13 protein-coding genes are annotated in these 13,853 nt (G+C 72.5%); 5 read left to right on the top strand and 8 right to left on the bottom strand.

The window, feature by feature from the left end:
- Window positions 1–8: 8 nt before the first annotated feature.
- The 7 genes from PV796_RS17765 to PV796_RS17735 form a co-directional block, all read right to left on the bottom strand.
- Complete coding sequence (locus PV796_RS17765; RefSeq protein ID WP_274914283.1) at window positions 9–1,298, bottom strand: activator-dependent family glycosyltransferase; 1,290 nt, start codon at window positions 1,296–1,298, stop codon at window positions 9–11.
- 21 nt (window positions 1,299–1,319) lie between these two features.
- Window positions 1,320–2,327, bottom strand: coding sequence for an NAD-dependent epimerase/dehydratase family protein (locus PV796_RS17760; RefSeq protein ID WP_274914281.1), 1,008 nt, complete (start codon window positions 2,325–2,327; stop codon window positions 1,320–1,322).
- A 74-nt stretch (window positions 2,328–2,401) separates the two neighbouring features.
- Window positions 2,402–2,980 carry a GNAT family N-acetyltransferase gene (locus PV796_RS17755; RefSeq protein WP_274914279.1) on the bottom strand — a complete coding sequence of 193 codons (579 nt, stop codon included), beginning with the start codon at window positions 2,978–2,980 and terminating at the stop codon, window positions 2,402–2,404.
- Between the two features lie 30 nt (window positions 2,981–3,010).
- The gene (locus PV796_RS17750) at window positions 3,011–4,030 is read right to left on the bottom strand and encodes an aldo/keto reductase (RefSeq protein ID WP_274914277.1); all 1,020 of its coding nucleotides are present in this window, start codon (window positions 4,028–4,030) and stop codon (window positions 3,011–3,013) included.
- Between the two features lie 182 nt (window positions 4,031–4,212).
- On the bottom strand, window positions 4,213–5,781 hold the full coding sequence (locus PV796_RS17745) for a PH domain-containing protein (protein WP_274914275.1): 1,569 nt from the start codon (window positions 5,779–5,781) through the stop codon (window positions 4,213–4,215).
- On the bottom strand, window positions 5,778–6,311 hold the full coding sequence (locus PV796_RS17740; RefSeq protein WP_274914273.1) for a PH domain-containing protein: 534 nt from the start codon (window positions 6,309–6,311) through the stop codon (window positions 5,778–5,780). Before PV796_RS17740 ends, PV796_RS17745 begins: the two co-directional genes overlap by 4 nt.
- A 61-nt stretch (window positions 6,312–6,372) precedes the next feature.
- The gene (locus tag PV796_RS17735; RefSeq protein WP_274919096.1) at window positions 6,373–6,915 is read right to left on the bottom strand and encodes an LmbU family transcriptional regulator; all 543 of its coding nucleotides are present in this window, start codon (window positions 6,913–6,915) and stop codon (window positions 6,373–6,375) included.
- Between the two features lie 409 nt (window positions 6,916–7,324).
- On the opposite strand from PV796_RS17735, the gene PV796_RS17730 reads away from it, so the two are divergent.
- A complete protein-coding gene (locus PV796_RS17730; RefSeq protein ID WP_274914271.1) occupies window positions 7,325–9,232 on the top strand; it encodes an AfsR/SARP family transcriptional regulator in 1,908 nt (635 codons plus the stop codon).
- Here the strand turns inward: PV796_RS17730 and PV796_RS17725 are convergent.
- Complete coding sequence (locus tag PV796_RS17725; protein ID WP_274914269.1) at window positions 9,145–9,381, bottom strand: hypothetical protein; 237 nt, start codon at window positions 9,379–9,381, stop codon at window positions 9,145–9,147. The genes PV796_RS17730 and PV796_RS17725 overlap by 88 nt on opposite strands.
- Window positions 9,382–9,544: 163 nt before the next feature.
- Here PV796_RS17725 and PV796_RS17720 point away from each other — a divergent pair, with 163 nt between their 5' ends.
- The 4 genes from PV796_RS17720 to PV796_RS17705 all read left to right on the top strand — a co-directional run bounded on the left by PV796_RS17720 (window position 9,545) and on the right by PV796_RS17705 (window position 13,776).
- The gene (locus tag PV796_RS17720) at window positions 9,545–10,246 is read left to right on the top strand and encodes a response regulator (protein WP_274914268.1); all 702 of its coding nucleotides are present in this window, start codon (window positions 9,545–9,547) and stop codon (window positions 10,244–10,246) included.
- 201 nt (window positions 10,247–10,447) lie between these two features.
- Entirely contained in the window at window positions 10,448–11,059 is a 612-nt protein-coding gene (locus PV796_RS17715) for an LmbU family transcriptional regulator (protein WP_376564512.1), read from the top strand.
- Between the two features lie 223 nt (window positions 11,060–11,282).
- Window positions 11,283–12,188: a glycerophosphodiester phosphodiesterase gene (locus PV796_RS17710; protein WP_376564522.1), complete on the top strand. Its 906-nt coding sequence runs from the start codon at window positions 11,283–11,285 to the stop codon at window positions 12,186–12,188.
- 340 nt (window positions 12,189–12,528) lie between these two features.
- A complete protein-coding gene (locus PV796_RS17705) occupies window positions 12,529–13,776 on the top strand; it encodes an acyltransferase family protein (RefSeq protein WP_274914266.1) in 1,248 nt (415 codons plus the stop codon).
- The last annotated feature ends 77 nt before the right edge of the window (window positions 13,777–13,853 follow it).

The following is a 13,853-nucleotide window of genomic DNA, read 5'->3' as shown; positions in this document are numbered from 1 at the left end:
CGTGGGCCTCACTGGGTTCGTCGGGCGGGGGAGCGGAACTCGGCGGTCAGGCGCTCCAGTTCGGGCACCAGCTCGTTCGGCGTCGGCAGCGCGCGGAACTGGTCGCGCAGCTCCGTGGCCGCTTGGCGGAAGCCCGGCTCGCCCAGCACCCGCAGCAGGCTGTCCCGCACCGCCTGGCCGGTGGCCCGGTCGGCACGGACGGTCAACACCGCGCCCTGGGCGGCCGCCCGCCGGGCCAGCTCCGGCTCGTCGAAGTCCCAGGGCACGGCGACCTGGGGGACCGGATTGAGGGTCGTGGTCAGGAAGGTCCCCGGGCCGGCGTGGTTGATCACCGCGCTACAGGTGGGCAGCAGGGCGTGCAGCGGCACGTACGACACCACCCGGGCGTTGTCCGGAATCCGCCGCAACTTGCGCTGCTCGGACTCGGCGAGGGTGGCGACCACCTCGATGTCCAGGCCGTCCAACGCCTCCAGGATGTCCCCGACGTCGGCGATGTGACCGGCGAAGCGGCTGGTGGCGGCGATGCCCAGGGTGAGCGCCACCCGGGGCCGCTCGGGCGCTCGCCACAGCCACGTGGGGACCACCGCGGGCCCGCCGTAGGGCACGTACCGCATCGGCACGTAGCGCACGCCGTCCGCGGCCATCCGCAGCGAGGGCGGGAACTGGTCCAGGGAGAAGTGGCCGGTGGCCAGCTCCTCGGTGAACTCGCCGCCGTACTTGCGGGCGTAGGCCCCCAACCAGTCGGCGAGCGGGTCGGCCTGCTCGGCCGCCGGCTGCTGCGCCTTCAGGGCCAGGAAGCGGCTGCGGGTCAGGCCCAGCACGTCGATGCTCCACAACAGCCGGGCGTGGGCGGCGCCGACGGCCCGGGCGGCGAGCGCGCCGGCGTAGGCGAGCGGTTCCCACAGGACCAGGTCCGGCTGCCAGTGGCGGGCGAACTCCACCAGGTCGGCGGTCATGGGGAAGTTGTCGGTCTTGTGCCAGTGGCCGACGACCCGCTCGTAACCGGCCCGCAGCGTCGGCCAGTCGAGCGCCTCCAGCGGTGTCTCGGCGGCGCTGTAGGGGGCGGGCAGGCCCTTGCGCTCGGCCTCCATCCGCTCCGGGTCGAGCTGCGGCAGCCGCCAGATCGGACGGTCGCTACCTACGGGGACGGCGGTGAGCCCGGCCTGGGTGATGACCGACGCGAACTTCGGCGGGGCCGCGACGCGGACCTCGTGGCCGGCGGTGCGCAGCGCCCACGCCAGCGGCACCATCTGTTGGAACAGGCTCTTGTCGGGGGTGGTGGTGAACAGTACTCGCATGGTGTCCCTCGTCAGTGGCGATCAGGCGGGGGTGCGCTGCGCTTGCGCGACGGCGGCGGCGATCCGGTCCAGCCCCTCGTGGAGCGGTACCCGCGGGGCCCAGCCGGTGACGTCCCGGAACGCGGGGGAGCGCAGGACGAAGTCGATCCGGTCCGTCGGCATGGCGTACGCGGCCGGGGCGCTCTCCACGACGGGCACCGGCGGCCGGCCGGTCTGCCGGGACACCGCGTGCGCGATCGCCGCGAACAGCTCGGCGACGCTGGTCTGTTCACCGGTGCCGATCTCCCAGGCCCGGCCCGCGACCCCGTCCAGCGCGTCCAGGGCCGCGGTGAACGCCCGGGCCGCGTCGTCGATGCCGAGCAGGTCGCGCTTGGCGGTGCCGCCGTGCCAGACGGTGAGCGGCTGGCCCTCGACGGCGCGCCGGGTCATGCTGGCGACCACCCCGCGGTCGAGGTCGGCCGGGTCGGTGCCGAGGCTGTAGAGGGTGGACAGCCGCAGGGTGCTGCCGCGGACCAGGCCCTCGGCCGTGGCGTCCGCGATGGCCCGCTCCGCGGCCAACTTGTGCCGGTCGTAGGCGGTCAGCAGCTCCTCGGGCCGGACGCCGGCGGCGGCCAGCTCCGCGGGCACCTGGGCGGACTGGGAGAGCGAACCGGAGAACAGCAGGGCCGGCGGCCGCGCCGGGCGCCGGGCCCGGACGGCGTCGAGCACGTCGTGCACCAGGCCGAGGTTGACGCGCTCGGCCAGCGTGTCGCCGTCGGCCACCCGCCAGGTGCCGGAGCCGGAGATGTGCGCGACGAGGTGCACGACGACGTCCGAGCCGGCGATCGCGTCGGCGACCGCGCCGGGCCCGGTGAGGTCGACCCGGCGCTGCTCGATCCGGGCGGCGGGGTGCGGCGGCAGGGTCACCGGGCGGCGGCCGACCAGCCGGAGACGGACCGGTCGGCTCGCCAACTCCCGGCTGACGGCCGTACCGAGCAGGCCCGAGGCCCCGAGGACGGTGATCAGCGGTCCCGTTCCGTGACCTGGCACTGGTTCTCCTTGAAGTCCTGTTGCGGTGGGTGGCGGCGCCGCGCGGCGGGCGCCGGACGGGGGGTCGGTCGGGCTCACGCGGCGGCGGGCGGGCGGTTCGGGTCGGTGCGCCAACTCCGGCCCGGCCCCAGGACGTCGTCGAGGTGGCCGTCGACGTGCCGTTCCCACTCGGCCCGTTCGAGCTGGAAGGTGTGCAGGTCCCAATGGCGCCCGCGGAAATAGAGGAAGTCGCCCAGCACCGCGGTGACGGTGTCGTCGTCCGGCGTGATGCCGACCGAGCCGAACGTGGCCGCGGTGGTCTGGGCGATCACCGTGGCGATGTCGAACATCGCGAAGGCGTAGTTGATCGTCAGGTAGATCGCCTCGGAACCGACGCCCAGCCGGGCGCGCGCGGGATCCAGGTAGACCCCGGCCTTGACGTGCCCGGCCTGGTCGAGCCCGTGCAGCGTGCTGAAGCCCAACAGGTCGCCGCTGCCCCGGCGGGTGACGAGGAAGGCCGCGTCGCACGCGGACAGGTCGCGGTCGCCCGCGCGCCCGCTGGGGCTGACGCTCTCGATTCCGGTGCGCAGCATGGTGCGGATCAGGTCCGCGTGGTCCGCGGCGGAGGCCGGGCGGAAGGCGAGGCGGCGGGACGTGGTGTGCGGGAAGAGCACGGTGGTCGTCCAATCTTCTCCGGTGGTGGCCTAGTTGGCCGGCCGGGCGTCGGCGGCGTCCGGGGCGTCGGCGGGGCCCGCGCGGTCCTCCCGGAGCCGGTCCCAGTGCATCTCGCCGACGGCCGTCGGCAGGGTGTCGAGCCGGCGCAACTCCTCGGCAGTGAGCCGCAGTTGGGCCGCGGCCACGTTCTCCTCCAGCCAGCGCAGGTGCCGGGTGCCGGGGATCGGCACGACGTCCGGGCCCTGCGCGAGCGCCCAGGCGATGGCCACCTGGGAGGGCGTGGCGCCGTCGTGGCGGGCGGCGATCTCGCGCAGGCCGTCCAGGATCGCCTCGTTGGCGCGCATCGCCCCGGCCTCGAACCGCGGGTCCCGGACCCGGGAGTCGCCCGCGTCCAACCGCTCGGGGGAGACCCGGCCGGAGAGAAAACCGCGCCCTATGGGCGCGAAGGCGAGGAAGCCCACGCCGTTGCGCCGGCACCACGGCAGGATCTCCCGCTTGCTCCCCGGCGCCCACACCGACAGCTCGTACTGCACCGTGGTGAGCGGGAACACCGCGTGGATCTCGTCGAGTTCGGCGCGGGTGGCGTGCGAGATGCCCAGCGCGCGGACCTTGCCCGCGGTGACCAGTTCGCCCAGCGCGCCCCAGGTCTCGGCGAGCGGCACCGCCGGGTCCACGCGGTGCAGTTGGTACAGGTCGATGGTGTCGGTGCGCAGCCGCCGCAGCGAGGCGTCGCAGGCCCGCCGCAGGTGCTCCGGCCGGCCGTCGCGCAGGAACCGGCCGTCGGGCCGGGTGATCATCCCGCACTTGGTCGCGACCACCGCCCGGTCCCGGCGCCCGTGCAGCGCCCGACCGATCAACTCCTCGTTGGTGAACGGCCCGTAGACATCGGCGGTGTCGAAGAGGGTGACGCCCAGATCCAGCGCCCGGTGGATGACCCGGACGGATTCGTCGTCGTCCCGCGGACCGGTCTCATAGCCGTAGGACATCGAACTGCAGCCGAGGCCGAGGGCGCTCACGGAAAACCCGTCCGCCAGTTTGATCTCCCACATCTTTTGCGTACTCCAAATATCCGGTGTCGACGATTCGGGCGGCCGGGAATCCGAGGGATTTCCGCGGCGCACATCGAGAGGGCGCGCATCGATAAGGCGCACATCGCTTTAGGTCCGGGATTGCCACGCCGTCGGCAATCCTTCCGTATCCCGCTGGCGATACGGGAGTTGTCGCCGGCGAATTACTCGACGGGCGCCACGGAATTGCGCTCCGGCGCCGGCTGGAGAAACTCGGCGAGCAGCTCCGGGGCGGTCTCGTCGGCGAGCGTCATGAACTGTTCCACCGTCATGTCCGGCGCCTGGTAGAAGCGCAGCCCGGCCGCGGTCGGCACGCCCAGGCTCACCAGCCCCCACCAACGCTGCACCAGCGACTGGCGGACCTTCAGGCCCAGTACGGTCTCCCGCGACAGCGCCGCGGTCTCCCGCCGCATGAGGCCGTGCCGCAGCACGAGGTACCGACCGGCGCAGGTGTGCCCCAGCGTCCGGTACGCGACCACCGCCAGCACGGCCGCCAGCGGCGTGGCCCACAGCGGGAGGGTCCAGAGCCACCCGGGCACCACGTGCGTGGCGCCGAGCCAGGCCAACAGGCCGCCGAGCGCGGCGCAGCAGACCGCCGCCCACAGCAGCCGCCGGTACAGCGCGGCGCGCGGATGGCGGCGCAGCGGCTCCTCCAACGGCCGTACCGGGCCCGGCAGTACGAGGGAGGCCACCCGCCGGGCCTCGGCGATCGGGCCGCGCGGCAGGATGCTGCTGGCCGGCTCGCTGGTGAGCGACCAGCTCGCCAGGCCGGTGGCGATCACGGCCGTCTCGGTGAGCCCGATCCAGCGCCAGAACAGCGGTTCGCTCAGGTGGATGCCGCGCAACCGCCGGTCGTCGCGGTGCACCTCCCGGGTCGACAGCAGGCCCTGCCGGGTGACCAGCGAGGTGCCCTCCTCCGTTGCCCGGCGGACGAGTTGGAAGTGCCAGTTGTCCTTGATGAAGCCGCTGGTCAGGGCGGTGAAGCCGAGCACGGCGACCACCGCGGCCCACAGCGCCCAGCGGCCGGCGCGGCCCGTGGCGAGGCGGTCGATGAGGTCCCCGAGGGCACCGGTGAGGTCGACGTTGACCAGCTCCAGCAGCCCGTCCAGGCTCCACAACAGCAGCCCGCCGACGAGCATCCCCCAGATGTTGATGACGTTGTAGAAGATCCAGTACCAGCGCGCCCGCGCGAGGACGGTCTCCCGCGCCGCGCCCTCCTGGGACCCGGCCTCGTCCGGCGCGCCGCCGGGCATCAGCTCGCGGCGCAGCGCGCCCGCCATGTCCGTGGAGACGGCGTCGAGTCGGAGCGCGGGCCGGGTGCGGCCCGAACTGATGACGACCACCCGCAGCCCGGCGAGCCGGTGCCGCAGCTTCGCCTTGTGGTCCACCGCCCGGATCCGCTCGCGCGGGACCTGGCGGTAGACCCGCATCAGCCGGCCCGTCTTGATCTCCACCAGCTCGTCGGTGATGCGGTAACGGGTGCGCAGCCACCGCACCACGTCGGCGACGCTGAGGAACATGCCGATGCCGGTCGCCACCATCGCCGGCCACAGGTCCGACAGGTGCCGCCCGGTGCCGAAGAAGACCATCGAGAGCACGGTCGGCAGCGTGGAGAGCACCAGCCGCGCCAGATTGACCCAGATCAGCCGGCCGTTGAGGCGCTGCCAGGGCACGTCGGAGTGGGGCGGCCCGGGCGCGGGGGCGGCGTGCTCCGGGGCGTCCACGGTCGTCATGTCGCGTCCCCCGGGGTGGCCTGGGTGAGCGCGGTGAGCTCCGCGGCGGCGGCCGCCACCACGTCGGCGTCCAGGCCGACGATCTTGACGTGGCCCTCGTGCGACGCGGTGACGACCCGGAGGGTGGCCAGGCCCAGCCACTGCTGGACGGGTCCGCGCGCCACGTCGACGCTCTGGATGCGGGAGATCGGGACGATCCGCCACTCCCGCACCAGCCAGCCCTTGAGTTCGTAGACGGCGAGGTCGGTGCACTCCCAGCGGTGCACGCGGTAACGCCAACTCGGCATCACCGCACCGGTCACCACGTGCGCGGCGGCCACCGCGACGAGCACCGGACCGACCCAGGTCCGGGACGCCTCCCACAGCCAGTAGGTGAGCCCCAGGGCACCGACCACCACGACCATCGACAGGGCCACCCGGATCGTCCACCACCACACCGCCCGGCGCTCCACGCGGTGGCGGGGCGGGCGGAGTTGGGGGTCGCCGGCGCCGGCCGAAAGCGCCAGGGGCGGCACCTTGAGTCCAGTCATGCCGCCATGGTGCCCCGGCTTTCTCGGGAAACGCGATGATGTCGGGCGAATTACCGCGGAATCAGCCGCTGTTGATGGCAGGGGCGGATTTCGAGGCGTCGTCGAGAACCGCGGTGATCCAGGTCAACAGGTCTTTTCCGGTGTGCAGGGCGGCGGCCTGCCAGAGTTCGCGCTGACCGTCGTCCGGCTTCATTTTCAACTGCGCCGCGCGCGAGGTGCCGGTGATGTCCTTCTGGGCCCGTACCTGGCGCCGCAGTTCGTTCCGGGACCAGCCGTGTTCGGCGGCCCGGGACAGCCACTGCCCGCGCTCCTCCTGGGGCAGTCCGGCGACCTCGGCGTGGTGTTGGAAACTCAACCGCTCGTGCCGTTCGTGCGGTTCGAAACGGCGGGCGACCCAGGCGTAGTTGCGCAGCGTCTGATAGTCGAGCGAGGTCTGCGCGATGGCGTGTTTGTAGCGGTTGGGGAATTCGGCCTGACCGTAGAGCAGCCAGTCGCCGAGCCACCAGGCGGAGGAGCTGGAAATCTCCTGGAGCTGCCGGCCCAGGCTCCGCCAGGAATCGATGGACATCCCCCGTGGGATGCAGAGGGCGGTCCGCCTCCGCATCGCCCGTCCCGGCGCCGCCGTCAGGTGGGTTCGCGAGTCGTCCCCCTTGGTCGCGACGACCGGGCTCACCGATTTACGAAGAGCACCATCGAGCACTCCCCTCACCGCCTCTCGCTGCGTGGCATTTCGTTAATAGAACACGGCGGGCACCGCTCCCTCCTTGATGGGATCTGGACGCCCTCCAAACGCCCAGGTTGAGTCCGCTGTGCCCGGCGGTGGGTAGGGGCGGGGCGGGGCGTTCGGCGTCCCGCCGGCGGGACGGAAACCGGATCGCGGGCCGGATCCGGGAACCGAACCCGCACCATTCGCGCGGCTTGTGCCAAGTCCTGCCGGTAGATAAGGGCGTGCACCGGAGCGCGTCTATTGCTGGGCTATGATCACGCCGGAGGGGAGTAGGAGGGGGAAACGCATGCCTGCCTCTCTGACCGCAACACTTCTCGGCCCCGTATTGGCGATACGGGACGGAAGCCGCCTGGAGCTCGGGTCACCGACCCAGCGAACGATCTTCGCCGTGCTCGCCACGCACGCCAACCGCACGGTCAGCCGTGACGAGTTGGTGGACGCGATCTGGGGCGACAACGCCCCGGCGACGGCCGTCAACAGCGTCTACACCTATGTCTCGCGACTGCGGAACTCCCTGCGGCCCAACGGCCGCGGCGACCAGCCGGAGTTACTGGTCTCGGACCGCTCCGGCTACACGCTGCGCGTCGCACCCGAGGGGGTGGACGTCCAGCGGTTCGGCGCCGCCCTCGCCACCGCACGGGCGCTGCGCGCCGAACAGGCCGCGCCCCGGGCGGTCCGGGAGCTCCAGGGGGCGTTGGCCCTGTGGCGCGGCACCCCGTACGAGGGCGCGATCGGCCCCTTCGTGCACGCCGAGCGCGCCCGGCTGGCCGAGGCCCGCCTGTTGGCGCTGGAGGACCGCGCCGAGCTGTTGATGGAGCTGGGCCGCCCGGCCGCCCTGGTCGGCGAGCTCTCCGCCCTGGTCCACCACCACCCCCTACGGGAGCGCCTGCGCTACCTGTTGATGCGCGCCTACGTCGAACTCGGTTGGCACGCCGATGCGATCAGGGAGTACCACGCCCTGCGCAAGCTGCTGGTCGAGGAGCAGGGCATGGAACCGGGCGCCCAGTTGCGGACGTTGTACGAGCGGGTGCTGCGCGGCGAGGCCGAGACCGCGCCTGCGGCCGCGCCGCTGGCACCGGTGCCCGTCGCGGACCGCCGGCCACCGGGAGCGCTCTCCCAACTCGTCCGGGACGTCCCGGGTTTCACCGGTCGGACCGCCGAGCTGGCGCGGCTCAACCGGCTGGCGGCGGAGGCGGCCGCCGAGCCCACGCTGCTGTTGGTCACCGGCGGCCCCGGAGTGGGCAAGACCGCGCTGGCCACCCGCTTCGCCCACGCCAGTGCCCACCGCTACCCGGACGGCCAACTCCACGTCGATCTGCACGCGGTCGGCACCCGGGAGCGGAAGACGCCCGAGGCCGCCATCCGCCACCTGGTCGCGGCCATGGGCCAGCCCCCGCCGCCCGAGAGCGTCGACGCCCGGGCGGCCTACCGCAGCCTGGTCGCCGACCGCCGGCTGCTGATCGTCCTGGACAACGCGGCCAGCGCCGAGCAGGTCCGCGCGCTGCTCCCGGGCACGCCGTCCTCCCTGGTGGTCGTCACCAGCCGGAACGGCCTCGCGGGGCTGATCGCCAGGGACGGCGCGCGCCGGATCGTCCTGCGGGGGATCGGCGAGGAGGACGGCCTGAGGCTGTTCAGCCGGATCGTGGGCGAGCCGTTCACCGCCCGCCACCGCCCCGCCGTGCAACGGCTCGTGGCCGCGTGCGGCGGCATGCCGCTGGCGCTGCGCATCGCCGCGACGCGGATCAAGGTCGCGCCCTCGCCCGACGAGGCGCTCGCGTGCTTCGAGGACGGCGACCCGGTCGACTTCCTGGAGCTGCCCGGCGACCGCGAGTCCTCGCTGAGCACCGTCATCGGCTGGTCCTACGCCGCGCTCCCGCCCGAGGCCGCGCACGTCCTGATCGCGCTCGGCATGCAGGACGCGCATGTCGTCACGGTGCCGCTGGCCACCGCGCTCAGCGGCCTGGACCGGGCGGAGTGCCACTACGCGCTGCACGCCCTCGTCGACGCCGGCCTGTTGCACGAAGTGGCCGCCGACCGCTTCCGTTTGGACAACCTGATTCTCGCCTACGCGCAGTGGCTGGGGAAGCTGAAGGGTCTGGTTCCCCGTCAACGCACCGCCGTCTGCGCGCGATTAGCCACGATCACCAGGATCGCCCCGAGCACCGAGAGTGAGAGGTTGCAGATGATCTCGTAGCCCTGGAGCGGCGCGATGTGCGGGATGACGTAGCGGTTGACGAAGTTGAGCACCGGACTCAGGAAGGGTTGGGTGGCCAACTGGTCGACGGTGCCGCTGATTCCGGCGACGACCAGGAAGAGCCCGAGGAGCTGCACCAGCTTTGCCATGCGGCCACGCTAGGCGGCCGCGGCCGGCGGGCGGATCGGCCATCGGTATCCCGGGCGGCGACCGAAGTGCCGCCGTCCGGGCGCCGCGGCCGACCAAAGTACCCACCTGCCGCCGACTTCGGTCCCGACCGGCCGCCCAGGAGGCACCCGTTACCCTGACCGCATGACCCCAGCCGAGTCCGCCACGGTGGCTTCCTCCACGGTCGACGTGCTGATCGTCGATGACGATCCGCTGGTCCGCGCGGGCCTGTCGGTGATGCTGGGCGGCGCCCCGGACCTCCGCGTCGTCGCCGAGGCCGGCGACGGTGCCGAGGCGATCGGACTGGTCCGGCAGCACCGTCCGCACGTGGTCCTGATGGACGTGCGGATGCCGGTCATGGACGGGCTGGCCGCCACGGAGGCGCTGCGGGCCCTGGACGACGCCCCCGAGGTCCTCGTCCTGACGACGTTCGACGCCGACGCGTACGTGCTGCGCGCGCTGCGCGCCGGCGCCGCGGGGTTCGCGCTGAAGGACACCCCGCCGCCGGAGATCGTCGCCGCCATCCGGCGGGTGGCCCAGGGCCAGCCGGTGCTCTCGCCGGCGGTCACCCAGCGGCTGATCGACCAGGTGGTGTCCGCGCCGGACCACTCGCGGCGCCGCCAGGCGGCCGCCGAGCGGCTGGCGCTGCTCAACGACCGCGAGCGCGCGGTGGCGCTCGGCGTCGGCCAGGGAAAGTCCAACGCGGAGATCGGGGCCGCGCTCTACCTCGGCGTTTCCACGGTCAAAACGCATGTCTCCGCCATCCTCACCAAACTCGGCCTCAACAACCGTGTCCAGGTGGCGTTGTTGGTGCAGGACGCCGGCGAGCTGGACGACCACCGCTGAGCGGAATGGGGCCTTCGGCACGGAAGCCGGGAAGGCGCCCTACAGAACGCGTCAAGGAACCCTGGAAGTTAAAGAACGGGTATAGACAGGGCCTGGCAGTGGCTGGATAGTGGTGCCTGCGATCAGTCGTTAACTGACCAAGCACGACAGAGGCAGTTCATCATGGGGGAAATGCATGTACGGGCCCGTTCCCGTGCAACGATGCCGGCCGCGCCGAAAGGTGCGGGCAAGCTGTCAAGGGCCGCGGAGAAGGCCACCGCGCGCCGCACGACGCTTGAATTGCCGTCCGGTATTTCGTTGGACGATTGGCAAAGGATAGGCAAACAGCTCTATGTGGCCGCGGATTCCTCGGCCTGGTGGCTCGGTGATTGGCTCATCTACGGCCGGTCCGCCTATCCGGACCGCTATCAGCGGGCCGTGGAGGAAACCCAACTCGATTACCAGACGCTGCGCAACTACGCCTGGGTGGCCCGGCGCTTTTCGCCGCTGCGTCGCCGTTCCGGGCTGAGTTTCCAGCACCACGCCGAACTGGCCAGCCTGCCGGAGAGCGAGCAGGACTACTGGCTGGACCGTGCGGAGCGGCTCAGTTGGTCCAGGAATTTCCTGCGCGCCCGCGTCAAGGCGGCCCGCGAGGGCCGGCCCGACGACCTGGTCGCCCAGGACGCCGAGCGCATCACCCTGCGGATCCAGGTGAACGTCTCGCGGGACCGCCGCCTGCGCTGGGCCCAGGCCGCGGCCGACGCCGACCAGGACCTCCAGGGCTGGGCGATGTCGATCCTCGACTACGCCGCCGCCGCGGTCCTGAAGGAGTAACGCCGCCAAGGGCCCGATCGACCTCCACGGCACCGTCCCTGAACTGCCCGTACGGCGGAACGGGGGCGGTGCCGTGCGGCGTCGGGGGCCGATTCCGCCTGGCGGGGGCGCCCGGATGGGGGCACGGTCGGTGGGCGGGGCCGTTCCGGGCGGCCCGAGGGGGCATAGCTGACGCAGCGGGCAGTGGCGGCGTCTGTGGCCGAGCGACAGGAGGCTCCCGGTGGTGCGGAGAGCGTTGCGTATCCGGCGGCGGTGGCAGCTCGCCTCGGGCGGGTTGGCGTTCCTGGTGACGGCGACGCTCGCGTCGTCCGCGCTGGCGTCGGGGCCGGAGGGCCGTCAGCAACTGGCCACCCGGGGCGGATCGGTGGTGAGCATCTGGGCCGGGCACCGCACCCCGTTCGTGATCGCCCACCGGGGCGCCTCCCGGTACGCGCCGGAGAACACCCTCGCCGCCGTCGACGCGGCGCACCGCCGGGGGCTGGTCTGGGTCGAGAACGACGTGCAGCGGACCAAGGACGGCCGCCTGATCGTGATGCACGACACCACGCTGAACCGCACCACCAACGCCGCCGAGGTCTTCCCGCACCGGGCGCCGTGGCGGGTGCGGGACTTCACCGCGGCCGAGATCGCGCGGCTGGACGCCGGGAGGTGGTTCGGGAAGCGGTTCGCCGGCGTGCGGGTGCCCACGCTGACCGACTATCTGCGCCGGCTCGACCGCAACCACCAGGGGCTGTTGCTGGAACTCAAGGTGCCCGAGCAGTATCCGGGAATCGAGGCGCAGACCCTGGGCGAACTGCGCGCGCGGGGCTGGCTGGACCGCACCCACCTCCGTCAGCGGCTGGTGATCCAGAGCTTCTGCGTGCGCTGCGTGAAGCGGGTGCACAAGCTGATGCCACAGGTGCGGACGGGGATTCTGGGGCGGCCGTCGCTCGGCAAGCTGCGGCGCTATGCGCGCTTCGCCGACGAGATCAACCCCCGGATGTCCCAGGTCAGTTCGCGATGGGCGCGCGCCGTGCACCGGCTGCGCGGGCCGCACGGCCAGCGGTTGGAGATCTACGCGTGGGACGTGGGCGCGGACGCCAGCGTGCGGACGGTCCGGACCCGGGCCGTGGAAGGCGTCATCGACTGACCGCCGCGCGCGGCGCACACGGCCGGCGGCTTGCCGGATCCACTCCTCCGTACCGGAGTTGGGCCTGCTCGTCCCTGTTGCCCGCGTGTCATCTCCCGCCCGTATTTTGCGGCATTTTGCCCGGGTCGACGGCGGAGTGATGCGGTATTTCGGCGCGAAGTGCGGGCGCGGCGGGGCGGGATTTACGGGATTCCGTCGCCGCGGCTATGGTGCCTGGGATGTTCGACGCCACAACTCCCGTGAATCAACTAAGACGCCGGATGCGGCTTTTGGGTTCCGTTGCGGGGCCCGGCGCGTCTCGACGTCCGGCTCCTCCGGCAGGCGCGTTCCGGGAGGACCGTTGACCGACGAGACTCCGGCGCACGGCGAGCGGCGGGTCCCGCTGCCCCGACAACTGCCCAAGGACGCGGACCGCGCACCGGGCGCGGAGGGCGCGGGCACCTCGACGGCCACGCTCTCCGCGATGACCGCACCGCCCGCCGGGGCGTCCCCGGAGGCGACGGACGGGAGCGGTCGCGAACGGGCCGAGCGGCGTGCGGACGAGGCGGCGACCGGCGGCGGGTCCGCGTCCCGCGACGCCTTCTTCGACAACGCCAAGTACCTGGCCATCGTGCTGGTGGCGATGGGCCACTCCTGGGAGCCGCTGCGCCACGGCAGCCGGTCCGCGGCGGCGCTCTACCTCACCGTCTACGCCTTCCACATGCCGGCGTTCATCATCATCTCCGGCTACTTCTCGCGCAGTTTCGACCTGCGCAGGGACCGGTTGCAGCGGCTGATCACCGGCGTCGCGGTCCCGTACGTGCTCTTCGAGGTGGCCTACGCCTTCTTCAAGCGCTGGGCGGACGACGATCCGGGGCACCCGATCAGCCTGCTGTCGCCCTGGTACCTGACGTGGTTCCTGGTCGCGCTGTTCATCTGGCGGCTGACCACCCCGCTGTGGCGGATCGTGCGCTGGCCGCTGCCGCTCGCACTGACCATCGCGGTCCTGGCGTCCTTCTCGCCGGAGATCGGCGACGACCTCAACCTCCAACGGGTGCTCCAGTTCCTGCCGTTCTTCGTGCTGGGGCTCAACCTGCGGCCGGAGCACTTCGCCTGGGTCCGCCGCCGCCCGGTACGGATCGCCGCGCTGCCGATCGCCGCCGGCGCGCTGGCCTTCGCCTACTGGGCCGCACCGCGGATGAACGCCGCCTGGTTCTACCACCGGGACAGCGCACAGGAGTTGGGTGCCCCCTGGTGGAGCGGCCCGGTGATGACGTTCGCCATGTTCGGCAGCTCGCTGCTGCTGGTGGTCTGCTTCTTCGCCTGGGTGCCGGGCCGCCGGACGTGGTTCACGGTGCTGGGCGCCGGCACCCTCTACGGCTATCTGCTGCACGGCTTCCTGGCCAAGGGGTCGCGGTTCTGGGGCTGGTACCACCACCACTGGATCCACACGCCGTGGGGCCAGGCTCTGGTGACGCTGCTCGCCGGCACGATCGTCACGCTGCTGTGCACCCCACCGGTGCGGCGGATCTTCCGGTTCGCCATGGAGCCCAAGATGAGCTGGGCCTTCAAACCCGATCCGGCGGACGGGGCGCGCGGGCGACGGTGACGGGCGCCGGGGCCGTCCCGCGGCGCGTCACCGGCCCCCGGGTCGGTCGCGGGGCCTAGGCCCCCCGCCGCCGGGCC

Origin of the sequence: Streptomyces sp. WZ-12, from assembly GCF_028898845.1 — a bacterium.
Lineage (GTDB): Bacteria > Actinomycetota > Actinomycetes > Streptomycetales > Streptomycetaceae > Streptomyces.
The sequence above is the reverse complement of the archived record's forward strand: the minus strand, read 5'-3'. Positions and strand labels throughout refer to the sequence as shown.

Excerpts from the sequence above, each read along its gene's own strand:
- PV796_RS17735 (WP_274919096.1), bottom strand. The coding sequence starts at position 6,915 with ATGCGGAGGCGGACCGCCCTCTGCATCCCACGGGGGATGTCCATCGAT.
- PV796_RS17715 (WP_376564512.1), top strand. The coding sequence starts at position 10,448 with ATGCCGGCCGCGCCGAAAGGTGCGGGCAAGCTGTCAAGGGCCGCGGAG.
- PV796_RS17725 (WP_274914269.1), bottom strand. The coding sequence starts at position 9,381 with ATGGCAAAGCTGGTGCAGCTCCTCGGGCTCTTCCTGGTCGTCGCCGGA.
- PV796_RS17740 (WP_274914273.1), bottom strand. The coding sequence starts at position 6,311 with ATGACTGGACTCAAGGTGCCGCCCCTGGCGCTTTCGGCCGGCGCCGGC.
- PV796_RS17745 (WP_274914275.1), bottom strand. The coding sequence starts at position 5,781 with ATGACGACCGTGGACGCCCCGGAGCACGCCGCCCCCGCGCCCGGGCCG.
- PV796_RS17720 (WP_274914268.1), top strand. The coding sequence starts at position 9,545 with ATGACCCCAGCCGAGTCCGCCACGGTGGCTTCCTCCACGGTCGACGTG.
- PV796_RS17730 (WP_274914271.1), top strand. The coding sequence starts at position 7,325 with ATGCCTGCCTCTCTGACCGCAACACTTCTCGGCCCCGTATTGGCGATA.
- PV796_RS17750 (WP_274914277.1), bottom strand. The coding sequence starts at position 4,030 with ATGTGGGAGATCAAACTGGCGGACGGGTTTTCCGTGAGCGCCCTCGGC.
- PV796_RS17765 (WP_274914283.1), bottom strand. The coding sequence starts at position 1,298 with ATGCGAGTACTGTTCACCACCACCCCCGACAAGAGCCTGTTCCAACAG.